Below are 25189 nucleotides of genomic sequence, written 5' to 3' on the forward strand. Positions count from 1 at the left end.
TCGATCTTCACTCAGGAGCCCTTTACAGTCGCCTACGACAAGCGCCGTAGCGCCATAGCCGGGGCTCTTGTACCCCGCGATTCTCATGTGATATTCACCGTGTGATTACAACATGAACGGACGTTAAATCAAGCGTCGATACCCCTTCGAGTACCTCGGCTCGGGCGGGATCCCGCACGACGGAACGGACCAGCATTCATGCCACTGAACAGTGGGATCGACAGATCCAGAGGGTTGGGGCGACGCGCGATGCTCGGCGCCTCGGGAACGCTCGCGTTGGCGTTCGCCGCCGGCACCCTGTCGGCCGGACGGGCCGGAGCCGCCGAGCGATTCGCTGAGGACCCCTTCACCCTGGGGGTCGCGTCCGGCGACCCCTGGCCGGACGGATTCGTCCTGTGGACCCGACTCGCGCCTCACCCCCTCGCCCCCGACGGCACCGGCGGCATGCCGCCCCAATCGGTCACGGTCCTCTGGGAGGTCGCCGAGGACGAACGCTTCCGGCGAGTCGTACGCCGGGGACGGACCACGGCGGTGGCGGAGCTCGCCCACTCCGTCCATGTCGAACTGACGGGCCTTCAGTCCGGTCGGCAGTACTACTACCGGTTCAGCGCCGGCGGCGTGATCAGCCCCGTCGGCCGCACCCGTACCGCACCCTCGCCGCACAGCCGGCCCAGAGAGCTGAACTTCGCCTTCGTCTCCTGCCAGGCCTGGTTCGAGGGCTTCTACACCGCCTATCGCCATCTCGCGCAGGAGGACGTCGACCTCATCCTGCATCTCGGCGACTACATCTACGAGAACCCCATCGACGCGATGGGCGGGGTACGCCAGGTCCCCGTCGCCGCCGAGCTGCGCCCCGAGCCGATGGACCTCGCCCAGTACCGGAACCGGCACGCGCTGCACCGCTTCGACCAGGACCTGATCGCCGCTCACCAGGCCCACCCGTTCGCCGTCGTCTGGGACGACCACGAGGTGGAGGACAACTGGGCGGGCGACCACTCCAAGCTCGACAACGAGCCGGACCAGGACCCGGCGGTGTTCCGCCGGCGCGCCGCCGCCGCGTTCCAGGCGTACTACGAGCACCTGCCGCTGCGCCTGCCCAACAAGCCGAGGGGCTTCGAGGCCCGGCTGTACCGCAAGCTGGGCTACGGGCGGATGGCCTCGTTCCATATCCTTGACACCCGGCTGTTCCGCGATGACCAGCCCTGCGGTGACGGTACGAAGAGCGGCTGCGACGAGCGCCTCGATCCCAACCGCAGCATCCTCGGCGCCGAGCAGGAGAGCTGGCTCTACAACAGCCTCGGCCGCTCGGGGTCTACCTGGAACTTCATCCCCCAGCAGATCCCCATGAACCAGGTCGACACCGACCCCGGGCTCGGCCAGTCGTTCGTGATGGACTTCTGGGACGGATACGCGTCCTCGCGGCAGCGGCTGTTCGACCAGATCGCCGCACGCCGGGTGAGCAACCCCGTGGTACTCACCGGCGACATGCACCGCCATCTCGCCGCCAACCTCAAGCGGGACTTCGACGACCCGGACTCCGCCACGGTCGGCGTCGAATTCGTCGGCACCTCCATCTCCACCAAGATGGACGGCATGGATCTGGACCCCTCCGGGGCGAGCCTGCTCGCGGCCAACTCGCATATCGAGTTCACCAACTACCAGCGCGGCTATGTCCGCTGTACGGCCACGCGGGAGTCGTGCCGCGCCGACTTCAAGGTGCTCCCCTACGTCACCCGGCCCGGCGCGCCCGTGTCGACCCGGATCTCCTATCTCACCGAGGCCGGACGGCCCGGACTCCAGCGCGCCTGATGGAGCGTCAGCCGTGCTGACCCGTACGGCGGCGCTGCGGTTGCGGGGGCGGCCCCCGGCTCCCACGATCGGAGTCGGGTGGCCGCCCCCGGTCCGTCCCGCGGAGATCCACCCCGGAGATCCGCCGGGAGAACGCCGGGAGAACCGCCCGGGTGGCCGTCACCCCGACAGCGCACCCCACAGAGCGCTTATCTCACACCTGAGATAATCTTTCCCTATGGCAGACGACTACCTCGTACGCATCGGCAAGCTCATCCGTGACGCCCGTCAGCATCGTGGCTGGACACAAAGCCAGCTTGCCGAAGCTCTGGCCACCAGCCAGAGCGCCGTGAACCGCATCGAGCGCGGTAACCAGAACATCAGCCTTGAGATGATCGCGCGCATCGGTGAGGCGCTCGACAGTGAGATCGTGTCCCTCGGCTACGCCGGGCCCATGCATCTGCGGGTGGTCGGCGGACGCCGGCTCTCCGGCTCCATCGACGTCAAGACGAGCAAGAACGCGTGCGTGGCACTGCTCTGCGGTTCGCTGCTCAACAAGGGGCGCACGGTGCTGCGCCGGGTCGCGCGCATCGAGGAGGTCTTCCGGCTCCTGGAGGTGCTCAACTCCATCGGCGTACGCACCCGCTGGATCAACGACGGCGTGGACCTGGAGATCACGCCGCCCGCCGACCTGGACATGGAGGCGATCGACGCGGAGGCGGCCCGCCGTACCCGCTCCATCATCATGTTCCTCGGCCCGCTGCTGCACCGGATGGACGCGTTCCGGCTGCCGTACGCGGGCGGCTGCGACCTCGGTACGCGCACGATCGAGCCGCATATGATCGCGCTGCGCCGGTTCGGTCTGGACATCGCCGCGACCGAGGGCCTCTACCACGCCCAGGTGGACCACTCGATCTCGCCGGACCGCCCGATCGTACTGACCGAGCGCGGGGACACCGTCACCGAGAACGCACTGCTGGCCGCCGCGCGTCACGAGGGCACGACCGTCATCCGCAACGCCTCGTCCAACTACATGGTCCAGGACCTGTGCTTCTTCCTCGAAACACTGGGCGTCCGGGTCGACGGCATCGGCTCGACCACCCTGACCGTGCACGGTGTGCCGTCCATCGACGTGGACGTCGACTACTCCCCCTCGGAGGACCCGGTCGAGGCGATGAGCCTGATCGCCGCCGCCGTGGTCACCGAGTCCCAGCTGACGATCCGCCGGGTCCCGATCGAGTTCCTGGAGATCGAACTCGCGGTGCTGGAGGAGATGGGGCTCGACCATGACCGCACCACCGAGTACTCCGCCGACAACGGCCGCACCCGGCTGGTGGACCTGACCGTACGGCCGTCCAAGCTGGAGGCGCCGATCGACAAGATCCACCCGATGCCGTTCCCCGGGCTGAACATCGACAATGTGCCGTTCTTCGCGGCCATCGCGGCGGTGGCACAGGGCCAGACACTGATCCACGACTGGGTCTACGACAACCGCGCCATCTACCTCACGGACCTCAACCGCCTCGGTGGCCGACTCCAACTCCTCGACCCCCACCGCGTCCTGGTCGAGGGCCCGACCCGCTGGCGCGCGGCCGAGATGATGTGCCCACCGGCCCTGCGGCCCGCCGTGGTCGTACTGCTGGCGATGATGGCGGCGGAGGGTACGTCCGTACTCCGCAATGTCTATGTCATCAACCGGGGTTACGAGGATCTGGCGGAGCGTCTGAATTCCGTGGGCGCGCAGATCGAGATCTTCCGCGACATCTAGGTGTTCTGTCCTTCGGGCGGACGGCGCTACTTTGAAGACACGCCCTAGGAAGCCGGACACAGTGGGGCCAAGTGGGACTTGGCCCCACTGTCCAAAACGACCTCTGACCTGCGGAAACACCTTCTGGTAGTCCTCGACGTCTGCCATCGTCTTCCGTCGTCTTGTGCAATCCGTGTGCAATCCAGCGTCGGAACCTGACGCGACGTCAGCAGTTCATCCGGCCGACAGGGTGTACTTGCCCCGGTATCCCGGTCTGGGGGAAGAGGGTCTCGGCCTCCTGCATCAAGGTAGGGCGTACCCGTGACGTCGTGGGACGTCGGTTCAAGGACTACGTCCACACCGCGAAGGTGGCCAATCCGATGCCACGAGGACGGCAGCAAGTTCGAACGTGTGGTGCAGATCGCGCAGGGTCTGAGGGACGGCAACGCGGAGTACGTCCACGCCCCCAACGGGACGTCAGCCGGCCACTCGAACATGCCGACACCCCCTCTCCGACCGTCAGGAGCAGGGGGCGCGGTCATGTCCACGGGCTAGTCCTCGTACCACCACGGCGACCAGCACCATTCTGCGGTGGGCAGGGACGAGGCCGGGGGCTCAGGCGGCGGGTGGCTGTTCCAAGGGGGCGTCAGGCCGCACCGGCCATCCGCGCCGTCGTGGACAAGCTCGACAAGCCTCTTATCCGGCAGTGCTGGTCCACGCGAATCGATACCGCCGCACCCTGTCCGACCTGCGAAAACGCGAGGCAGGTTCGGATGCGGCGGCTCCATGTGGCCTCTCTGACAGCTCCTCAGTCACCCTGTCACCGGCGGTCGGTGAGAAGGCGGTTGATGGTCGCCAACTGGGCGCGTTTGTCCGCGGCAAGGCGTGCGAACGTCTTCGTGTGCCGGGCGATCACTTGGCGCTGGAGCGTCCGCTCGGCCTCGTGCCATGTCGTCAACAGACCTGATGAATGCTTGCACCGGACGTCGGCCGTCGCGGTGTCGATCTCCCGGGCGCTGATCGTGGGAGCGTCCAGGTCCCACACCCTGTCGCCGATCGCCCGGTCGGGGTGGTCGTACCGGAACCCTTTCTGTTTCATGCACGCCGTCCACGCTCCGCGGGCTCGGTTCACCTCCGCGGTGTTCTCGGTCCGGCGCAGACTCTGCACGCTCTGAACCGTCAGCCAGGAGGATTCCGTCCCGGGAGCCGTGCGTTCGAGGACGGCATCGGCGACGCCGTAGCAGCCCTGCTGATCCGCGTCACCGTACAGGGCCCGCTCCTCCTCGGGACGGAGCAGCTGCCCCCACTCGATGGCCTCGGCGCGTAGCCGCCGGGCTTGGGAACTCCACATGTCCGGGACGTGATAGCCGTACTGGGCGGACGCCTCGGGGTCCACGACTCCGTACCGGCGACTGTTGTCGTAGGGAGCGGCCGGTGGCGCCTCCTTCTCCGGGAGGACGACGCCGATGCCCCGGTCCTCGAGACAGTCCTGAGCCAGGAGTCGGCGTGCACGCTCGTATCGCCAGAGCTCGCTCGGGGTCCACTTGTAGGTGTCGAAGGGGAGGGCGAGCCGCGGCAAGGATGTCACGACGGGGAGTTGCGGTCCGGCGGACGACCCGGCGGACGACCCGCCTGCCGAGGGGCCCACACAGGAGGTGAGGAGCAGTGCCGCCGAGCCCACCAGGAGGCCGGCGCGGTACCGGTGCATGCGAGGCGACCTTTCGAGGAGGGGAGGAGCCTCGCGGCGACCTGCTGGGAAGGGTCGCCGCGAGGGGGTCCGGACGGTGACCGCTAGCAGTTGAACTGCGCCGAAGTCGCCCTGTTGTCGCCGATTGCGAAGTCGCCCAGCACCGCTCGGCTGTCGCCGTCCGCCGTACCGGTGTAATCACCTTGATAGTTGGGGTTCTGGTAGAGGCGCACGCTGCAGCCGGACTCGTTCTTCACAGAACTGGTCTCGTCGTTCATGTCGTCATCCGTGAGATTGCCGTTTCCGTCCCTCCAGTGATTTCCTCTGAAGTCGGAGTCACTGTGCACGATGTCGCGCCAGTGGTTGGTGTTCCCCTCGTTGAAGTGGTTGTTCTCGAAGAGGCAGAAGTTCGGGGCAGTGCAACTTCCCGCCATCACCCGCGCCTCGTCGGCCTGAGCGGACGAAGCGAGAGTGAGAGGCAGAAGAAGAACCCCGAACGCAGGGGCCAGGAATTGCAGCTTGCGTCGCATTTCGCGTGCCTTTCGATGAGCCGAGATCCGTCCACTCGAAGCTATCCGCGCGGAAGGCCGTTGTCCTTGACGCTCGGTACGCGAAGGCTTGACGATGCGTGTTCGACCCGGCCACAGAGATCAGCGCATGGCGCCGGACACCGTGTCCGCCGCACTCCCGATCACTGTATATCGCCCGTTTATTCAGGCTTCCTATTCTCGTCTCAACTCACAGTGGGCGAGATGACACGGGTGCGGCTGCCGGGGGGCATGTGGTGATCGAGACAGTGTTCCGGACCGGAGATTTCCCGGAGACGGACAGATTCGACTTATGGCGTGAGCTGATGGCGAAGACCATGAGCCCTATGGAAATGGCCACCGATCAGGCCGAGGGGTTCGAGGCGGAGATGCGTCTTCTGCAGTTGGGCGCGGTGAGTGTGTGGCCGGGAATGTCTCAGCCCATGACCTTTCACAGAACTCCCAAGCTGATCAGGCAGTCCGGTCCCGAGATCTGCCATCTCACCCTCCCGTTGACAGGAGCCATTGGGATCAGTCAGGACAGCGGGAGTGCCGTCCACGGCCCCTGGGACATGTACATCGTCGACACCTCGGCCCCTTTCGACTGCGCCAATCGCCGCATGGAAGTGGTGGGGCTCGAAGTCCCCAGAAGACTGCTGCCTCTACCGGAGAAAAAAGTAGGCCAACTGACGACCCAGCGGTTGTCGGGGCGGAAAGGGCCGGGGGCACTACTCGCCGGGACCCTCCTCCAGTTGGCGAGGGACGTCGACTCCTACGGTCCGTCGGACGGTGCTCGCCTGGAGACGGTCGTTGTCGATCTGCTCGCCGCGACCCTGGCCCACCGACTGGACGAGGAGGACCGTCTCTCGCCGGAGACCCGCAGCCGTACCCTCGCACTGCGAATCCAGGCCTTCATCCGCCACCACCTGCACGACCCCGCTCTCACCCCGAGCACGATCGCCGCGGCGCACCACATCTCCGTGAGCCACCTGCACCGCCTCTTCCGCGTCCTCGGTCACGGCACCACCCTGGCCGCATGGATTCGCGACCAGCGCCTGGAGCAGACCTGTCGCTCCCTGGCCGACCCGGCCCAACGCGCCATACCCATCAGCCACGTTGCCGCCCGCTGGGGCTTCTCGGACGCCGCGGTCTTCTCCTGTGTCTTTCGCGGCGCCTTCGGCATGTCACCCCGGAGCTACCGCCACCACGCCCTGAACGGCGACGGTGAGTCGGTCGCCGGTCCGCCACCGCTTGCCGGGCCGACCGGAAAAGAGCAGGACCACTACGACTTGCGGAGGGTCGGCCGGTCGGTATCGTCGTGACGACGGATGTCACCGCGCGAAGGAGCGGGTCGATGGGCGTCAAACGGTGGATCGAGGCGTGGCCGGTGTACCGGCAGCTCACCGGGCCGGACCCGCTGGGCCGGGGAAAAGCCGCCGAGTCCGCGCGCTCGGCCGGCCTCGCGTCCCGGACACTGAGCGCCGATCGTGTGGTGAGTTCGGTCTGCCCCTACTGCGCGGTGGGCTGTGCCCAGCACGTGTACGTGAAGGACGAGCAGGTCATCCAGATCGAGGGCAACTCCGACAGCCCGATCTCGCGCGGACGCCTGTGCCCGAAGGGGTCGGCGAGCAAGCAGCTCGTCACCGGGCCCCAACGGATTCGGAAGGTGCGTTACCGGCCGCCCTACGGCACGCGGTGGCAGGACCTCGACCTGGACACCGCCATGGACATGGTGGCCGACCGGGTACTGGACGCGCGGCGCAAGGGCTGGCAGGACGCCGATGAAGCCGGGAACCCGCTGCGGCGCACCATGGGCATCGCCAGCCTGGGCGGCGCCACCCTGGACAACGAGGAAAACTATCTGATCAAGAAGCTGTTCACCGCGCTGGGCGCACTGCAGGTGGAGAACCAGGCGCGTATTTGACACTCCGCCACGGTTCCCGGTCTGGGAGCCTCGTTCGGTCGTGGCGGCGCCACCGACTACCAGCAGGACCTGGCCAACTCCGACTGCATCATCATCATGGGCTCGAACATGGCCGAAGCCCATCCGGTCGGCTTCCAGTGGGTGATGGAGGCCAAGGCGCGCGGCGCCCGGGTCATCCACATCGACCCGCGGTTCACCCGTACCAGCGCGCTCGCCGACCAGCACGTCACGCTGCGGGCCGGTACCGACATCGCCTTCCTCGGCGGCGTGATCAACCACATCCTCTCCAACGACCTCTGCTTCCGGGAGTACGTGGAGACGTACACCAACGCGTCCTTCCTGCTCAGCGAGCGGTACCGGGACACCGAGGACCTGGACGGACTGTTCAGCGGCTACGACCCCCACACCGCGTCGTACGACTCCTCCACCTGGGCCTACGAGGGCATCGAGGTGGAAGAGCGGCCGGGCGACCGCGACAAGGAGCAGTCCGCGTCCTACCAGCACGGCGCCGGCGGCCCGGCGCTCGAAGGCGCCGCCGGGGACATCGCGGCCGACCCCACACTGCGGCATCCGCGGTGTGTGTTCCAGGTCCTCAAGCGGCACTTCTCGCGCTACACCCCCGAGATGGTGGAGCGGATCTGCGGGGTCCCGCAGGATCTCTTCCTTGAGGTATGCCACGCCTGGACGGCCAATTCCGGCCGGGAGCGCACCGCCGGGCTGGTGTACAGCGTGGGCTGGACCCAGCACTCGGTCGGCGCGCAGTACATCCGGGCCGGGTCGATCATCCAGCTCCTGCTGGGCAACATCGGCCGTCCCGGCGGCGGCATCTACGCCCTGCGTGGCCACGCCAGCATCCAGGGCTCCACCGACGTCCCGACCCTGTTCCACCTGCTGCCCGGCTACCTGCCGATGCCGGACGTCACCCATGGAAGCCTGGAGGCCTATCTGAACAGCATCCGCCGCCGCAACCAGAAAGGATTCTGGGGCAACGCCGACGCCTACACGATCTCCCTGCTCAAGGAGTACTGGGGCGAGGCGGCGACAGCGGAGAACGACTACCGCTTCGACTACATGCCGCGGATCAACGGCGACCACGGCACGTACCGCACCGTGATGGACATGGTCGACGGGAAGGTCTTCGGCTACTTCCTGCTCGGCCAGAACCCCGCCGTCGGCTCGGCCCACGGCCGCCTCCAGCGCCTGGGCATGGCCAATCTCGACTGGCTTGTCGTCCGCGACCTCGCCATGATCGAAAGCGCCACGTTCTGGAAGGACGCCCCCGAGATCGAGACCGGCGAGATCGCCACCGAGCGCTGCCGTACGGAGGTGTTCTTCTTCCCCGCCGCCTCGCACGTGGAGAAGTCCGGCACCTTCACCCAGACCCAGCGGATGCTGCAGTGGCGGGACCAGGCCGTGGAGCCGGCCGACGACCAGCGCTCCGAGCTGTGGTTCTTCCACCAGCTCGGCAAGCGGATCAAGCAGAAGCTGGCCGACTCGACCGACGAGCGCGACCGTCCCATGCTCGATCTGGCCTGGGACTACGCGACCGAGGGCGACGAGCCGTCCGCTGCCGACGTGCTGCGCCATATCAACGGTATCGACCTGCGTACCGGGCGGACGGTCAGCGGCTACACCGACCTGAGGGCCGACGGCACCACGGCGTGCGGCTGCTGGATCTACAGCGGGGTCTACGCCGACGAGGTCAACCAGTCCCGGCGCCGCAAACCCTGGTCCGAGCAAGGGGATTACGACGCGGAGTGGGGCTGGACCTGGCCGATGAACCGGCGGGTGCTCTACAACCGCGCCTCCGCCGACCCGCGGGGACGGCCCTGGAGCGAACGGAAGGCTCTCATCTGGTGGGACGAGCAGCGCGCCGAGTGGACCGGGCACGACATCCCGGACTTCGAGAAGAACAAGGCTCCGGGCTACCTGCCGCCCGCGGGGTCGTCAGGCCCCGAGGCGCTGCGCGGCGACGACGCGTTCATCATGATGTCCGACGGAAAGGGGTGGCTGTTCGCCCCGACCGGGCTGGCCGACGGCCCGCTGCCCACCCACTACGAGCCGCACGAGTCGCCCACGCGCAATCTCCTCTACGGCCAGCAGGCCAGCCCCGCGCGCGTGGTGTACGGGCGCACGGACAACCCGTCCAACCCGGCTCCGCCCGAGGCGCACGGCGAGGTGTTCCCCTATGTGTTCACCGCCGCCCGGCTCACCGAGCACCACACCGCCGGCGGCATGAGCCGACAGCTCCGGTACCTTTCGGAGCTTCAGCCGGAGCTGTTCGTCGAGGTATCACCGGAGCTGGCGGCCGAAAGGGGCCTGCGCCATCTGGACTGGGCACATGTGATCACCAGCCGGACCGCGGTCGAGGCCCGGGTCGTCGTCACCGACCGGCTGGCGCCGTTGCGGGTCGACGGCCGGGTCGTCCACCAGGTCTGGATGCCCTACCACTGGGGGCAGACCGGGCTGACCACCGGCGACGTGGTCAACGACCTCATCGGCGTGGTGGCCGACCCGAATGTGTTCATCCAGGAGAGCAAGGTGCTGACCTGCGACGTCCGGCCCGGACGGCGCCCGAGGGGGCCCGCGTTGCTGGAATACGTCGCGGACTATCGCCGCCGGGCCGGAATCACCCAGGAGACCGGCACCCGCGTCGTGACGGCCGGCGATCAGGAGAAGCCGGCCCACACCGAACCCGACCGGCCGAAGGGATCACCATGAGGCACGAGCAGAGCTTCTACGGGCCGCTCGCGGATCCCGCGGCGGACGCCGGTCACCGCGACCACCCGCCCAGGATGGGCTTCTTCACCGACACCTCCATCTGCATCGGATGCAAGGCGTGCGAGGTGGCCTGCAAGGAGTGGAACAACGTGCCCGAGGACGGCCTGGATCTGCTGGGCATGTCCTTCGACAACACCGGCATGCTCGGTGCGAGTTCCTGGCGGCACGTCGCCTTCATCGAGCAGCAGCGTCCGCTGGGAGATCAGGACGCGGGCCTGTCCGGCCTTCCCACCGGCCCCACGGGCACCGACGCGACGGCCGCGGCCGTCGCGGACGCCCTGCCCGCCGCGGAACGGGGCGGCGGCGATCTGGGCACCGCCCCGGTGCACCTGGGGTTCCCCTCCTTCGACCTGCCCGGCGCCGCCGTCGGCGCGGAAGGCCGGACCGACTTCCGCTGGCTGATGTCCTCCGACGTGTGCAAGCACTGCACACACGCCGGATGCCTCGACGTGTGCCCCACCGGAGCGCTGTTCCGCACCGAGTTCGGCACGGTCGTGGTCCAGGAGGACATCTGCAACGGCTGCGGCTACTGCGTGTCCGGCTGCCCCTACGGGGTGATCGACCGGCGGCCGGACGACGGGCGGGCCTGGAAATGCACCTTGTGCTACGACCGGCTGCGCGGCGACATGGAGCCGGCCTGTGCGCAGGCGTGCCCGACCAAGTCCATCCAGTTCGGCCGGCTGGACGAGCTGCGGGAGCGGGCCGCCCGGCGGGTGACGGAACTGCACGAGGCGGGGGTCGGCGAGGCCCGGCTGTACGGCCACGATCCACAGGACGGCGTGGGTGGAGATGGCGCGTTCTTCCTGCTGCTGGACCAGCCGGAGGTGTACGGGCTGCCGCCCGACCCGGTGGTGCCCACCCGTGACCTGGCGCAGATGTGGAAGTACGCGGGCATGGCCGCGTCGGCCCTGCTCGTCGCCTCGGCCACGGCCTTCGTGAGCGGAGGCCGACGATGACCGGCGACGAGCGAACCCTGCCGGAGCCCGGCGCGCGGAAGGCCGGCGCCAGGGCGCGCGGCTTCGGCCGGGGCGACGACGGCAGTCACGAACAGCCTGTCGTGCCGCGCGCTTCCTTCCGCTCCTACTACGGCCGGCCGGTGCTGAAGCCGCCGGTGTGGGAGTGGAAGATCCCCGCGTACTTCTTCACCGGCGGGCTGTCGGCCGGCGCGGCCCTGCTCGCGGCCGGCGCCGACCTGACCGGTCGTCCGGCACTGTGCCGGGCGGCCCGTCTGGGTGGCTCCGGCGCCCTGCTGGCGAGCACGTACCTGCTGGTCGCGGACCTGGGCCGGCCCGAGCGGTTCCACCACATGCTGCGGGTCGCCAAGCCGAGCTCGCCGATGTCCGTCGGCACCTGGATCCTCGTGGCGTTCGGGCCCGGCAGTTGTCTGGCGGCCGCGGCCGAGCTGCTGCCCCCCGCCCTGCGCGCCACGGTGCCCGGCCGGCTCCTGCGGGCTGCCGCCCGGCCGGCCGGGCTCTCGGCAGCCGTCTTCGCCCCGGGCCTCGCCTCCTATACGGCGGTCCTGCTCTCGCAGACGGCCGTGCCGGCCTGGCACGAGGTGCGCAGGGAGCTGCCGTTCGTGTTCACCGGGTCCGCCGCGGCCAGCGGAGGCGGCCTGGGGATGCTGCTGGCGCCGGTAACCGAAGCGGGACCCGCCCGTCGGCTCGGCGCGGCCGGGGCGGTGGCGGAGATCATCGCGTCCCGGCTGATCGAGCGGCGGCCCGGCCTGGTACCCACGGCCTACACCACCGGGCGGGCCCACCGACTGCGCCGCGCGTCGGAACTCCTCACGCTGGGCGGAGCGATCGCGGCGGTGTCCGTCGCGCGGCACAACCGCGTGGCCGCGGCGGCGGCCGGGGCGGCCCTGCTGGTCGGCAGCGTTCTGCAGCGCTTCGGCACGTTCGAAGCCGGCGTCGCGTCCACGAAGGACCCCGCCTATGTCGTGGTGCCGCAGCGTGAACGCCTGGCGGCCAAGGGCGCCGAAGGGGGCGGGGCCTGACACGCGAGCCGCGGCCCTGAGGCGCTTCCCGGTTGAGGCGCGGCCCTGAGGCGCCGCCCTGTTGAGGCTCCGCCCCGTTGAGGCGCCGCCGCTCCGTTTCACCGGACGACCAGGCGGTGTTCACCCCCGGGAACGAGCTCCCCGATCACCGGGGCTCCCGGCACCTCCCCTGCCACCAGCAGACCGCCGGAGGTCTGCGCGTCCGCCAGGAGCAGCCGGGTCGGCTCGTCCGTACCGCCGAAGTCCGTGTGCGGGACCACCCACGCGAGGTTGCGGCGGGTGCCGCCACTGACGTGGCCGTCCCTGACCGCCCGCGTCGCTCCGTCAAGGTAGGGAACGGCCGAGGCATCGACCACGGCGGTGACCCCGGAGGCCCGTGCCAGCTTGTACAGGTGCCCGAGCAGACCGAACCCGGTCACGTCGGTCGCGCAGACCGCCCCCGCGGCCAGGGCGGCTTCCGCCGCGTCCCGGTTGAGCCTGGTCATGGTCTCCACCGCGTGGGGAAAGACCTCGCCCGTGGCCTTGTGCCGGTTGTTGAGGACGCCGAGGCCCAGCGGCTTGGTCAGCGACAGCGGCATCCCCGGCCGGCCGGTGTCGTTGCGCAGCAGGCGATCGGGGTCCGCGACGCCCGTCACCGCCATGCCGTACTTGGGTTCCGCGTCGTCCACGCTGTGCCCGCCCGCCACATGGCAGCCCGCCTCGGCCGCGATGTCCAGCCCGCCGCGCAGTACCTCCCGGGCCAGCTCGAAGGGGAGCACCTCCCGGGGCCACGCCAGCAGATTCACCGCCACCAGCGGGGCGCCTCCCATGGCGTAGACGTCGGACAGCGCGTTGGCGGCGGCGATCCGGCCCCAGTCGTACGGATCGTCGACCACGGGGGTGAAGAAGTCCGCGGTCGCGACAACGGCCGCCGCCCCGGCTCCGCCCGGCAGTCGCACCACGGCGGCGTCGTCGCCGCTGTCCAGGCCGACGAGGAGGTCCCCCGCCCGGCTTCCGGCCGGTGTACGGTCGCTCAGCCCGGCGACGACCTCCTCCAGTTCACCCGGCGGGATCTTGCAGGCGCAGCCGCCGCCACGGGCGTACTGGGTCAGCCGGACGTTCGCCTGCCGGGTCGCGGTGGCCATCGCACATGTCCCTTTCGTTGTCTGCTTCGTCCGGGCGCCGGTCCGGACTCGTACGCTCAGCGCGGCGCGTTGACACCTGCCGGGCCCCGGGGTTCGATGACGCCCGGCGGGGCCGCCCGGTATGGGGGCCCGCCGGGGAGACGTAGAGGTGCCTGGTGGCCCTCCCGGTCTTCAAAACCGAGGTGCCCGAGCAACTCGGGCAGGCGGGTTCGATTCCCGTCCGTCTCCGCTCTGGGGCGGTGCCGCGCCGAGCGGGAGCGGCGGGCCGCCGCACGTAGCGCGGTCTTTCCGCCCTCCCCGCCCGGTGTGCTGCGGCCGCCGGTGTGCTTCGGCCCGTCCCGGCAGAGGTTGTCCGGGCCGACCCGGCCGACGTTGTCCGGGCCGACCCGGCCGACATCAGCTCCGCCCCTGCCGGGTCGGCGCCGGCTGACAGCGGCGCAGGGCGCCGTCCAGGCGGGTGGTGTAGCCCCGCCGGTCGAGATGCTCCAGCAGCGGGATGGTCACGCGGCGGGTGGAGTCCAGGGCCCGGCGCGCCTCGCTCGCGGTGAACGGCCGCTCCAGCCGGGACAGGACCGCCGCGGCCTGCTCGTCCGCGCGCGGCAGCAGGACGATACCGTCGCCGACCCGCAGCAGGGCGCCCGCGGCCTCGGCGGCGGCGAGCAGCCTGGCTGTCAGGCCCAGTTGCTCCAGCCTGTCGGCGTCAGGGGCGCGGAAGGGTGCTCGGGCCAGGTCGGCGCGCAGGGCGGTGACCGCGGCCTCGGCCGCAGGCGGGAGCGCGGGCCGGACGTGGCTGCCGTAGAGCCGTCCCTGACGCTGACTCAGCCCGGGGTCAGCCGTCAGCAGCGCCTCGACCAGCCGGTGTTCCGGCAGCCCGAGCGCCTTTCTGGCCGCCTCCAGCGGCAGGCCGGGCTCCAAGGGGTGGCCGGCCGCGTACGTCTCGACGGCCTGACGCAGTGCGGCGCTCAGGGCGGCCCAGTGGGCAGGGTCCGCCAGCCATTCCCCGGCCACCGGCTCGGACGGCGGGCGCACTCCCATGGCCAGCAGTTCCGTGCGGCGTACCAGGCCACGCCTGCGTAGCTCGGCGGCACCGTCCGGTGGTCCGGTGACGGCCTGGAGCGCATGGGCCCTGGCGGCGGCCGCTCCGCGCCGGGTGAGTCGCGGCGGGCGGACGTCCAGCACGGTGATCCCGGCCGGGACGCGGTGGCGCCCGGGGTCGCGCAGCAGCGCTCTGTCGCCGATCCGCAGCGGCACGGCGCCGGCCAGTCTCAGGCGGACGGTGTCCTCCCCGAGCGGACGGACCGTCACTGGCACGGCGGCGGAGCCGACATGGAGGGTCAGGTGCCGGGGCAGGCCGTGGGCCGGGTCGCCGTTCAGCCGGACGTCCACCGTGTCGGTCGTGAGCCAGCGCCCCGGGGTGAGCAGTGCGTCCCCGCGGCGCAGCGCCCCGGCCGCGGCCCCGTGCAGATTGACCGCCACCCGGGCGACCGCGCTCACTTCCGGCCGGGGCGCCTTGAGCGTCTCCAGCCCCCGCACCCGCAACGGTTTCCCGCCGCAGGCGAGTTCGAGGTGGTCCCCTTCCCTGATCGTGCCCGCGCCGAGGGTGCCGGTGACGACGGTGCCCCGGCCCCGCGCCGTGAAGGCGCGGTCGACCCACAGCCGCACGTCCGCGGCGGGATCCGGCGCGGGGAGGGCGAGGGCCACCCGCGTCAGCACCGTACGAAGCTCGTCGAGCCCGGCACCGGTCACCGGGCTCAGCGCCACGGACGCCACGGTGCCCAGCGAGGACTTCGCCATCCGGGCCAGCGCGTCCGCGCGTGCGGCCGCCGGGTCCGCCAGGTCGCGGCGGGTCACGGCGAGCACCCCGTGGCGCACGCCGAGCGCGTCCAGTACCGCCAGGTGCTCCTCCGACTGCGGCTGCCAGCCCTGGTCCGCGGCCACCACGAACAGCACCGCGGGGACCGGACCCACTCCGGCGAGCATGTTGCCCACCAGCCGTTCGTGGCCCGGCACGTCGACGAAGGCCACATCCCCGGCGCCGGGCAGCCTGGTCCACGCGAATCCCAGATCCAGGGTCATGCCCCGCCGCTGTTCCTCCGCCCATCGGTCCGGTTCCATTCCGGTCAGGGCCCGCAGCAGGGTGGATTTCCCGTGGTCGACATGTCCGGCGGTCGCGAAGACGTGCATCCTCGGTCACCTCCCCCGCGCGTCGTGGCCGACGGCCGGCGCGGGCTTCCGTCGGGTGGCCGGGGTGGGCGTGGGGTCCGACGCGGCAGACGCCCGCTGGACGCCGGCCGCCAGTTCGGGGTCCGCCTCCTCCGGGACCGCCCGCAAGTCCAGCAGGCACCGGCCGCTCTCCACCCTGCCCATGACCGCCGGCGTCGCCCGGCGGAGCGGGCCGGCGAAGGACGCGGGCAGCGACACCGCGGCGCTCGGCAGGGTGACACCGGGCGCGCCACCACCGCCGATCACCGCCTCGCTGTCGACCGCGCGGCTGTCGAGCCCCGCTTCGCGCAACCGCTCCGCAAGCCGCTCGGCGCGCTCACGAAGACGCCTGGGGTCCGCGTGCAGCGCCCTGTGGACCGGGGTGGCCGGGCCTCGCAGAGTGGCTTCCAGCGCGGCCAAGGTCAGCTTGTCCACGCGCAGCGCCCGTGCGAGGGGGTGGCGGGCCAGCCGCCGTACGAGGTCGGCGCGGCCCAGCAGAAGCCCGCACTGCGGACCGCCCAGCAGTTTGTCGCCGCTGGCGGTCACCAGATCGGCACCGGCCCGCAGCCAGGTGGTCGCGTCCGGCTCGTCGGGCAGCGCCGCGTCGGAGGTCAGCAGCCCGGAGCCGATGTCCGCGACCACGGGCACCCCCAGCCGGGACAGCTCGGCGACGCCGACGTCACGGGTGAAGCCCGTGACACGGAAGTTGGAGGGATGGACCTTGAGGACGAACCCGGTTTCCGGTCCCACGGCCGCGGCGTAGTCCGCCGGCGCCGTGCGGTTGGTCGTGCCGACCTCCTTCAGCCGGGCGCCGGTGGACACCAGCAGGTCCGGCAGCCGGAAGCCGTCCCCGATCTCCACCATCTCGCCGCGGCTGACCACGATGTCCTTGCCCCGCGCCAGCGCGGTCGCGGTCAGTACCAGCGCCGCGGCGCCGTTGTTGACGACGTGTGCCGCCTCCGCGCCGGGCACCTGCCCGAGAAGGGCCTCGACAGCCGACCGGCCGCGCGGCGCCCGCGCGCCCGTGGCCAGGTCGAGTTCGACGTCCGTCGTGCCGGCGGCGGCGACCAGCGCCTCGCACGCCGCCGCGGACAGCGGTGCGCGGCCCAGGTTGGTGTGCAGCATCACCCCGGTCGCGTTGATCACCCGGCGGAGCCCGGACGCGGTGGCGGGCAGCGCGGCCACGGCCTGCTCGACGACCTGCGCGGGAGACACCTCACCGGCGCGGGCGCGCTCCTGCACGCCTGCCAGCACCGCCTTCACCAGAGTGCGGCCCAGCCGGTCAACGGCCGCGGCGAGGCGGGGATCGGCGAGGGTCGCGTCGGTACGCGGCAGATGGCTCCGGGCATCCACCGGCCCGGCGGGGGTGCGGTCGCCTTCCATCTCCTGCGCCTTCGCTGAAGCCGGCAAACCAGGAAGGTCCGTACGGTCTCCCCGGACCGGGCCGGCGCACCATGAGCGTGTCCGTCACCCGGCGTGGGCACCGTACGGCAACGGCGGAGCGGGTCGGCGGAGCCACACCGAGGGGCGTCCCGTGGACGCCGGGCGGTGCGGATTCGGCGCACGATTCACTGGTCTTTCCGCGAAATTCAATGGGAATGCGCGAACTTATACGGACCCCGCCGGGCCGGAAAAATCTCCGGCCCGGCGGGGTTTCTCGCATGGTGTGGAATTTCTGTCGCGTCAGGCCTGAGAGGATCCCACGACCTTGCCGAGGGCGTAGGCGCCCGTGACGAGAGCCGCGCCTCCGGCGAAGGCGAGGGACGGCGTGGCCAGAACCGGCGACGTCTCGTGCGCCAGCCAGCCAGGTGTCTCCTCGGAGAGCCCGCCGAGGCTCTCCATCTGCGTGTTGAACGTGTCTTCGATCATTTGTCCCTCCCCATGAGGAATGTGCGGTGGACACGCGGAAGGCGGCCGGGGAAAGGGATGGATGCGCAGCCCTTTACCACCCGGACTCACCCAGGGAGAGATACAAGCATCTATTCGAACTGAGCTAACATGACGCAGATCACACCGCAAATGGAATGGATAATTCCAGCGCTATTACATTCGTCAGTCATATCCATGACATACGTCAGCCGATGCCATGAGAAACCTCACCGCCGGGGCACCGGCTCCGCGTCGATGCCGTATGCACTCACCCCCTCACCACTGTGACCGAGGTCACAGAGCCCCGGGTGGGCGGCGGTCCACACAACGCCGCGCCCGGGGAAGGACGTTCATCCCCCGGGCGCGGCCGACCGTGAGTCACACGGCTGGGCGTACTACTTCAGCAGGTACGCCTTGACGATGGTCGTCTCGTACGTGTTGCCGTTCTTGTCGGTGAGCTTCGCCTTGAAGGAGACCGACGTGGCCGTCTTCGGGTGGCTCAGCGACAGGCTCTTCCCGCCGTCCTCGCCAGTGGTGACCGGGGCCTTGGCCCACTTGGTCCCGCCGTCGTAGGAGACCCGCACGGACAGGGACTTGAAGCCCTTGCCCGCGGCCGGGCCCTGAAGGGTCAGCGGGACGGTCAGCTTCTTGCCCGCCGCCGCGGCGCTGCCCAGGTCCAGCTTCGGGGCGAAGCGGACGGTGGAGAGCGGAAGCGTGGCGATGGTGTCATCGGCGGGCCTCTTCGAGGCGAACGTCCACGCCGCGGTGATACGGGTGCTGACACCGGCGACCGCGGTGGAGCGCGACGCGTCCGTGCTGATGCGGTACGCGGCCGACTTCGCGGGCAGACCGGCGACGAACTGGCAGAGCCCGTCCTTCTCGTCCAGGACGTTCTTGCCGTCGACGGTGATCAGCGTGCGCTGCTCGGAGACCTCCGACTGGCCGAGGTGACCGGCTCCGTCGGTGAACACGGGGATGCAGACGGCCAGTTCGTCGCCCAGGCGCAGCGCGGTGTTGTCCTTGTCCACCTTCGGGCCGAAGACACCGACGTTGTACGTCTTCTCGTAGGTCTTCTTCGCCTGGTACGTACGGGGCGGGTCGGACGCCAGGAACACGCCGCCCTCGTCGCCCGTGCCGTCCTGGCCGACGTTGAACTCCCACTCGAAGCCCTGGGGTGCGGTGACGTACGTCTTCGCCGTGGCGGGGAGGGCGAACGGCCGGGTGACCGTGCCGACCCCGAACAGCGGGGTGCTCCAGAACGGGTTGACCGTGCCCTTACGGCCCTTGGCCGAGGCGCCGATCGTGATGTTCACCAGGGCCAGTTCGCTCTTGGTCGCGGTGTGGCTGAAGCCGGTGTGCAGCGAACCGGCGCGATTGTAGAGCAGGTTGTAGCTGGTGCTGCCCTTCTGCCAGGTGCCGCCGAGCTGGCTGCTGAACTCCTTGGCGGGCAGCGCGGCGCCGAGCTGCCCGGTACGGAAGCCCTGGAACGAGGGCAGGTACCAGGTGCTGCCGAAGGCGTTGTTCCCCGACTCGAAGGAATAGTTGAGATACGTGTCGAGCTGCTTCGCGGAGTCCGGCGCCGTGATGGAGACCGGCTTCGCCTTGCGGGCGTCGAAGGTGACCGTGGCGTTCTTGGTGACCGAGTACTTCGGCCGCACCATCAGCGCGATGTCCGGGGGCGTGTCGCCGCCCTTGGGGGTCTGCACCGGAGCGTCCAGCAGATACGCGCCCCTGGGGACCCGGATCTTGGCGACGCCGTCGCCGTCGGTGTCGTACGGGCTCTGCCAGAAGTCGCCGGTGATGCCGTAGACGGTGGCCTCGGCCTGGGCGGGCTTGCCCTTGGTGTCGATGAACTTCAGCGTGAGGTCGTACGACTCGACCTCGCGGGTCACGGCGAACGACGTACGGGCCCGCTGGCCGCCCTCGGCCGCCTTGGCGGTGACCGCGCCGGAGTATGTGCCGTCCAGGGTGCCGACGCGGGTGTCCGCGGTCAGCGCGACCTCGGCGGTGCCGCCGACGGGGACGGTGACCCGGTTCGCGTCGAGCGCGAAGAAGCCGGCCGGGGCGGGCTCGCCCTGGGGACCGACCGCCTCCACCGACAGGTCGAGGGTGACCGGCCGCTCGCCGCTGTTGCGGTAGGTGAGCCGCTTGGTCACCGGCTTGTCGTCGGTGTGCGGCCACAGCTGTGTGCCGAAGCCCAGGGAGGTCTGCTCGCTCACCACGGTCTGGGTGATCGCCCTGGCCACATCGGCACGGCCGGTGCCCTGCTGATGGACCGTCAGACCGGTGCCGGGCTCGGCGGAGGCGGTCAGCGTCTGCTTGATCCGCCCACCGGTCCAGTCCGGGTGCTCCTGGGCGAGGATCGCGGCGGCGCCCGCGACATGCGGGGTCGCCATCGAGGTGCCCGACATCGACACATAGCCGTCGGCCGCCGGGTCACCGATCTGCCCCTGGGCCGCCTTCGCCGCGACGATGTCCACCCCGGGCGCGGTGATGTCCGGCTTCAGCGAGCCGTCGGCCGTCGGACCCACGCTGGAGAAGTCGGCGATCTTGTCGGCGCGGTCGACCGCGCCGACGGTGAGCGCGGAGGCCGCGCTGCCGGGCGAGCCGATCGTGGCGGCGCCTGGGCCCTCGTTGCCCGCGGCGATGACGAAGAGGATGCCCTTCTCGGCGGAGAGCTTGTCGACCGCCGCCTCCAGCGGGTCCGTCTCCGCGGTGTCCCCGCCGCCGAGGCTGAGGTTGGCCACCTTCGCGCCCTGGTCGGCGGCCCACTGCATGCCCGCGATGATGCCGGAGTCCTCGCCGAATCCGGAGTCGTCCAGCACCTTGCCGTCGAGGATCTTCGCACCGGGCGCGACGCCCTTGTACTTACCGCCGGACTTCGCACCGGAACCCGCGGCGGTGGACGCGACATGCGTGCCGTGGCCGAAGTTGTCGACGGTGTTGCCCGAGCCGGAGAAGTCCTTCTGGGCCAGCTCCACACCCTTGAGGTCGGGATGGGTCTCGTCCACGCCGGTGTCCAGGACGGCGATCTTCACGCCCTTGCCGTCGTATCCGGCCTTCCAGGCGGTCGGCGCGCCGATCTGCGGAACGCTCCTGTCCAGGCTCGCCCGGCGCCTGCCGTCCAGCCATACGCGCTCGATGCCCGGCGCGACCGTACGCTCCTCGCTCCGCCGCTCGCCGGCCGCGGTGAGAGCCTGCCACACCTCGGACGTACCGGTCTTGGGCGCGGTCACGGCCTCGCCCTTGACCGCGGGCAGGACCCGGCGTACCGACACGTCCGCGGCCGAGATGGCCGACTTCGCCCGCGCCTTGTCGTCGGCGGCCGTGGCGTACGACACGATCAGCGGGAGCGTCCCGCGGTGCGCGTCGTCGTAGCGGTCCTCGATCAGCCGGCTGACATTGAACAGCCGCCGGTCCAGCTTGCCCTGGGCCACCAGCCGGGACGCGTCGGAGGGCAGCACATAGGTGGCGCCCGCGATCCGGTTGACGGTTATTCGGACGCCCTCGCGGCCCTCGGCCGGCTCCACCCGCGCCACCCGGCCCTTGGCGTCGACACGCACGCGGTCGCCGGTGATCAGGGTGACCACGGACGACTCGCGCTTCGCCTGACGCGCCTTCGCGGCGAAGGTCCCCGCGCCGTCGCCGGCCGAAGCGGCGCCGGACGCGGCCCCCGAAGCGACACCCGTCGTGAGACCCGCGGTGAGCAGCGCCGCCACCATGGCCGCGCCCGCTCTGCTGCTGTTTCTGAGCAACTCTCCCCCAAAGGTGAGGTGTTGTGTCGAAGAACCCCCGAAGCGACGCGTACCGGGAGCGTGCTGATCAACCGGAGTCGCGTCGGCACGGAAGACGGAAGCCCACCTCGTGGGGTTCATTCGCACCACGGTCGAAATAACGCCATTTCCGACGGCGATGATCGGCCACGCCCGGTGGCACTGGGCCCTCAAGTGGGCCCGGGGACCCTGCGCTTGGGCCCGGACCCATCCATAAGCTGCGCAGACTCGGGGGCAAACGGAAGACGACGTGGGCAAGGAGAACGATGAAAGGTGCTGAAAGGTTGCGCAGATGGCATGCGCATGACCACATATTCAGTGGTCCCGAGCCACGGCGCGACCGGGGGCAGAGCGGGGCCGAGTACGCCGCGATGGTCGGGGTCGTGTCCCTGGTCGTGGCGGCGATCGTCGGTCTGAGCGTGCCCGCCGACGAGGCCACCGGACTGAAGAGCGCGGTCTGCCGAATACTTCACCCGCTGAGCGGGGCCGAGGCGTGCTCCTCCGGCGACTACGCGGGGGACGGCGACGGAGGCGGCCCCGGCGGTGGCGGCCCCGGCGATCCCTTCGTACCCAACGGCGACCCGTTCGAGCCCGCGAAGTGTCTGCTGTCCCAGGACCAGACCAAGGACACCGTCGTCATCCAGATCCTCTTCATCAAGATCAGCGGCTCGGAGACAGTCAAGCTCCAGCAGTGGTCCGACGGCACCGTCACCCTGGAGCGGGTGACCGAGAGCGGAATCGGCGTCACGGCGAGCATCTCCGCCGGTATCCCCGGTCTGAAGGACTGGGGCGGCAGCGCCTCGCTGAGCGGCAGCTACATGTCGGGCAGCGGCAGCGGCGGACAGTGGCTCTTCAACGGGAACAAGACCGGCGATCCCCAGGCGGACCTGGCGGCCAACCTGGAGGACGCCCAGCAGTTCACCGACTACCTCAAGGCGATGGACGACTGCAACAGCAGGCCCGGCCGCTCCGAACTGCAGATGATCTGCGGCTACCACGCGGGCAAGAAGAAGCCCGACCTCGAACCGGAGAAGGCGCCGGACGTCGACATCACCAAGTCCTCCACCGAGGCATCGGGCGGAGTGAGCTTCGGAAAGAGCTTCAAGAGCAACGGCAAGAGCGGCAAGGACACCGCGGGCGGCAAGGACGGCAAGGGCGCCGACGGCCCCAAGGACCTCGGCAGCATCTCCTTCGAGGGGCTCTCGGGCGCGATGACCGAGGACGTCGTGGTCATGCGCGCCAAGACCGGCCCGGACGCCGGGAAGATCACGTTCATCTACACCTTCAGCGTCAGCGGCACGGCCGGCGGGGTGGCACAGGCCAAGGGCAGCAGGATGCAGCAGGTCGCGGTCACCTACGACGCGGCGGCCTACGACGAGGAGGAGAAGAACGGCGACCCGCACCACCCGCAGAAGCTGACGATCACCACCAGCCAGGAGTCCGGCGACGGACCCGGCATCCAGGCCGGCGCGGGAGCCAACGCGGGTCCCGTGACGATCGATGTCGGTGGCGGTGGCGGCACCATCGAGTCACAGATCCACACCGAGTCGGCCGAGGTCACCCTCGACAACGACACGGACAGCACCGCCGTCGAGGACTGGCTGCGCGGGCGCGGCGACAGCCCCGCCACCAACCCGCTGCCCACCCCCTCGGACGCCGCCGAGGCGCTGGACGACGACGCGGGGCCGATCGAGCGGCTGCTGCACGACAAGGGCAAGCTGACCCGGCTCGACTACAAGGCCAACACCGACTGGTGGAACGCCTCGCTCGGCATCGGCTTCGGCATCTCCGCCGGACAGGTCAGCCTCGGCTTCAAGCTCTTCGGGATCGACATCACCCATGAGCACAAGGAGCAGACGATCACCGGCGACCCGACCTACGCCACCGGCCCGAAGAGCGGCGGCGCCCGGCCCTGGGTGGAGTGGAAGAACTGCACGCAGACCAAGCCGATCCCGACCTGATCGGTGAGTGAACCGAGGGGGCTGTTCGTGGGGAACTGGGAGATCCCACGGACAGCCCTCCGGGCTTCACGATCAGTTCGTCGACCGCGTCGGGATCGGGCGGGACCCCGGGAGGCCACGAGCGGCGGGCGGCCGCGCGCCGACGGCCACGCCCGTCATGGCAGTACGGCGATACCGTCCAGCTCGACCAGCGCTTGTTCGTCCCACAGCCGTACGACCCCGATCACCGCCATCGCGGGATAGTCACGCCCGGCCAGCCGGCGCCAGGCCCGGCCGAGTTCGGCCGCGTGGGCCCGGTAGTCCGCGACATCGGTCGCGTACACGGTCACCCGGGCGAGATCGGCCGGGCCGCCGCCCGCCGCCGCGAGCGCGGTGAGGAGATTGCCGAGCGCGGTCTCGAACTGGGCGGGAAGGGTCTCCCCCACGACGGCGCCCGCGCCGTCGAGCGCGGTCTGTCCGGCCAGCAGGACCAGCCGCCCGCCGGTGGCGGTGACGGCGTGCGAGAAGCCGGAGGCGCGCGAGAGCCCGGCGGGGTTGAGGCGCTCCAGGCTCATCGGTCCCGCTCCCGTTCTCCACGTTCTCCACGTGCGGGCCCGTACAACTCCCGGGCGATGATGGTGCGCTGGACCTCGGTGGCGCCCTCGTAGATCCGCGGCGCCCGGACCTCGCGGTAGAGATGCTCCAGCGGATGGCCGCGTTGGAGGGCGCGGGCGCCGTGCAACTGGACGGCGGCGTCTACGACATACTGAGCGGTCTCGGTGGCGAACAGCTTCGCCATGGCCGAGCGCCGCGGCACGTCGGGCGCGCCCGTGTCGTAGGCCGTGGCCGCCGCGTACACCAGCAGCCGCGCCGCCTCGGTACGGGTCGCCATCTCCGCGATCTGGTGTGCCACCGACTGGAGTCGGCTGAGCGGGCCGCCGAACGCCCCGCGTTCCGCGGTGTGTTCCAGGGCCGCGTCCAGCGCGGCCTGTGCCATGCCGACGGCGAAGGCGCCGACGCTGGGACGGAACAGGTTCAGTGTGGCCATGGCCACCCTGAAGCCGTGGTCCACCTCGCCCAGGACATCATCGCCGGTCACGGGTACGGAGTCGAAGGCGAGGGCGCCGATGGGGTGCGGCGAGAGCATCTCGATCGGGGTGCCGGTGAGCCCGGGACGGTCGGCGGGGACGAGGAAGGCCGTGATCCCGCGGGCCCCGGTGCGGGTATCGGTGCTGGTGCTGGTCCCGGTTCCGGTGCCGGTACCGGTACCGGTACCGGCTGCCGTGTCCGTGCGGGCGAAGACGGTGTAGAAGTCGGCGTCGGGGGCGTTCGAGATCCAGCGTTTCTCGCCGGTCAGCAGCCAGCCGTCGCCGTCCGGGACGGCCCGCAGGGCGAGGGCGGCGGCATCGGATCCGGCGCCCGGCTCACTGAGCGCGAAAGCCGCCACGGCACGCCCCGCGCGCACCTCGGGCAGCCAGCGTGCGCGCTGCCCGCCGGTACCCGCCAGGACGAGCGGGTACGCGCCGAGGCCCTGGAGCGCGAGCGCGGTCTCCGCCTCCGTACAGCCCTGGGCGAGGGACTCGCGCAGCAGACAGAGTTCCAGTGCCCCGGCCCCGAACAACCGTTCCAGCAGGCCGAGTTCACCGAGGGCGGCGATCAACGGACGGTTCACCGCGCCGGGTTCGCCCTTGTCGGCGATCGGGCGCAGCCGTTCCACGGCGAGGGTGCGCAGCCGTGCGCACCAGTCGGTCTGTACCGGATCGAGCGAGAACACGGGCATCTGGGCCCCCACTTCCAGCGCATCTATCGCGGACCGTTGACTGTCGTCATC

16 protein-coding genes and 1 tRNA gene are annotated in these 25189 nt (G+C 70.4%); 8 read left to right on the plus strand and 9 right to left on the minus strand.

The genetic code is table 11. The annotated features are described in order from the left end of the window. Positions 1-198 precede the first annotated feature (198 nt). Together ACIRQP_RS21520 and ACIRQP_RS21525 are read left to right on the plus strand one after the other, a co-directional pair. The gene (locus tag ACIRQP_RS21520; protein WP_403892466.1) at positions 199-1809 is read left to right on the plus strand and encodes an alkaline phosphatase D family protein; all 1611 of its coding nucleotides are present in this window, start codon (positions 199-201) and stop codon (positions 1807-1809) included. A 217-nt stretch (positions 1810-2026) separates the two neighbouring features. Then, positions 2027-3556: a helix-turn-helix domain-containing protein gene (locus ACIRQP_RS21525; protein WP_403892469.1), complete on the plus strand. Its 1530-nt coding sequence runs from the start codon at positions 2027-2029 to the stop codon at positions 3554-3556. Between the two features lie 799 nt (positions 3557-4355). On the opposite strand, the gene ACIRQP_RS21530 is transcribed toward ACIRQP_RS21525, so the two are convergent. Together ACIRQP_RS21530 and ACIRQP_RS21535 are read right to left on the minus strand one after the other, a co-directional pair. Further along, the gene (locus ACIRQP_RS21530; RefSeq protein ID WP_403892472.1) at positions 4356-5243 is read right to left on the minus strand and encodes a hypothetical protein; all 888 of its coding nucleotides are present in this window, start codon (positions 5241-5243) and stop codon (positions 4356-4358) included. An 83-nt stretch (positions 5244-5326) separates the two neighbouring features. Beyond that, a complete protein-coding gene (locus ACIRQP_RS21535; protein ID WP_403892475.1) occupies positions 5327-5752 on the minus strand; it encodes a peptidase inhibitor family I36 protein in 426 nt (141 codons plus the stop codon). Between the two features lie 251 nt (positions 5753-6003). Between ACIRQP_RS21535 and ACIRQP_RS21540 the strand changes: the two genes are divergently transcribed. Genes ACIRQP_RS21540 through nrfD form a run of 4 tightly spaced genes read left to right on the plus strand, consistent with a single transcriptional unit; the run spans position 6004 to position 12450 of the window. Then, on the plus strand, positions 6004-7071 hold the full coding sequence (locus ACIRQP_RS21540) for a helix-turn-helix domain-containing protein (RefSeq protein WP_403892478.1): 1068 nt from the start codon (positions 6004-6006) through the stop codon (positions 7069-7071). 32 nt (positions 7072-7103) lie between these two features. Further along, entirely contained in the window at positions 7104-10394 is a 3291-nt protein-coding gene (fdh, locus tag ACIRQP_RS21545; RefSeq protein WP_403892481.1) for a formate dehydrogenase, read from the plus strand. Then, positions 10391-11410: a 4Fe-4S dicluster domain-containing protein gene (locus ACIRQP_RS21550; RefSeq protein ID WP_403892484.1), complete on the plus strand. Its 1020-nt coding sequence runs from the start codon at positions 10391-10393 to the stop codon at positions 11408-11410. Before fdh ends, ACIRQP_RS21550 begins: the two co-directional genes overlap by 4 nt. Further along, positions 11407-12450, plus strand: coding sequence for an NrfD/PsrC family molybdoenzyme membrane anchor subunit (gene nrfD / locus ACIRQP_RS21555; protein ID WP_403892487.1), 1044 nt, complete (start codon positions 11407-11409; stop codon positions 12448-12450). The genes ACIRQP_RS21550 and nrfD overlap by 4 nt, the downstream gene beginning before the upstream one ends. A 98-nt stretch (positions 12451-12548) precedes the next feature. On the opposite strand, the gene selD is transcribed toward nrfD, so the two are convergent. Then, positions 12549-13574 carry a selenide, water dikinase SelD gene (selD, locus tag ACIRQP_RS21560; protein WP_403892490.1) on the minus strand — a complete coding sequence of 342 codons (1026 nt, stop codon included), beginning with the start codon at positions 13572-13574 and terminating at the stop codon, positions 12549-12551. Between the two features lie 136 nt (positions 13575-13710). Here selD and ACIRQP_RS21565 point away from each other — a divergent pair. Next, positions 13711-13803: transfer RNA gene (locus tag ACIRQP_RS21565), tRNA-Sec, on the plus strand. Between the two features lie 167 nt (positions 13804-13970). On the opposite strand, the gene ACIRQP_RS21570 is transcribed toward ACIRQP_RS21565, so the two are convergent. From ACIRQP_RS21570 to ACIRQP_RS21585, 4 genes are all read right to left on the minus strand, one after another. After that, entirely contained in the window at positions 13971-15758 is a 1788-nt protein-coding gene (locus ACIRQP_RS21570; protein ID WP_403892492.1) for a SelB C-terminal domain-containing protein, read from the minus strand. A gap of 6 nt (positions 15759-15764) precedes the next feature. Continuing rightward, positions 15765-17159: an L-seryl-tRNA(Sec) selenium transferase gene (selA, locus tag ACIRQP_RS21575; protein ID WP_403892493.1), complete on the minus strand. Its 1395-nt coding sequence runs from the start codon at positions 17157-17159 to the stop codon at positions 15765-15767. A 300-nt stretch (positions 17160-17459) separates the two neighbouring features. After that, positions 17460-17645: a hypothetical protein gene (locus tag ACIRQP_RS21580; protein ID WP_403892495.1), complete on the minus strand. Its 186-nt coding sequence runs from the start codon at positions 17643-17645 to the stop codon at positions 17460-17462. Positions 17646-18040: 395 nt separating this feature from the next. Next, on the minus strand, positions 18041-21400 hold the full coding sequence (locus tag ACIRQP_RS21585; protein ID WP_403892497.1) for a S8 family peptidase: 3360 nt from the start codon (positions 21398-21400) through the stop codon (positions 18041-18043). Positions 21401-21702: 302 nt separating this feature from the next. Here ACIRQP_RS21585 and ACIRQP_RS21590 point away from each other — a divergent pair, with 302 nt between their 5' ends. Next, on the plus strand, positions 21703-23379 hold the full coding sequence (locus ACIRQP_RS21590) for a hypothetical protein (protein WP_403892499.1): 1677 nt from the start codon (positions 21703-21705) through the stop codon (positions 23377-23379). 155 nt (positions 23380-23534) lie between these two features. Here ACIRQP_RS21590 and ACIRQP_RS21595 read toward each other — a convergent pair whose 3' ends face one another. Then, positions 23535-23933, minus strand: a complete 399-nt coding sequence (locus ACIRQP_RS21595; RefSeq protein WP_403892501.1) for a RidA family protein — start codon at positions 23931-23933, stop codon at positions 23535-23537. After that, on the minus strand, positions 23930-25138 hold the full coding sequence (locus ACIRQP_RS21600; protein ID WP_403892503.1) for an acyl-CoA dehydrogenase family protein: 1209 nt from the start codon (positions 25136-25138) through the stop codon (positions 23930-23932). The genes ACIRQP_RS21595 and ACIRQP_RS21600 overlap by 4 nt, the downstream gene beginning before the upstream one ends. Positions 25139-25189: the final 51 nt, after the last annotated feature.

The sequence above is a fragment of the Streptomyces sp. NPDC102274 genome, assembly GCF_044766385.1.
In the GTDB taxonomy this organism is placed as follows: domain Bacteria; phylum Actinomycetota; class Actinomycetes; order Streptomycetales; family Streptomycetaceae; genus Streptomyces.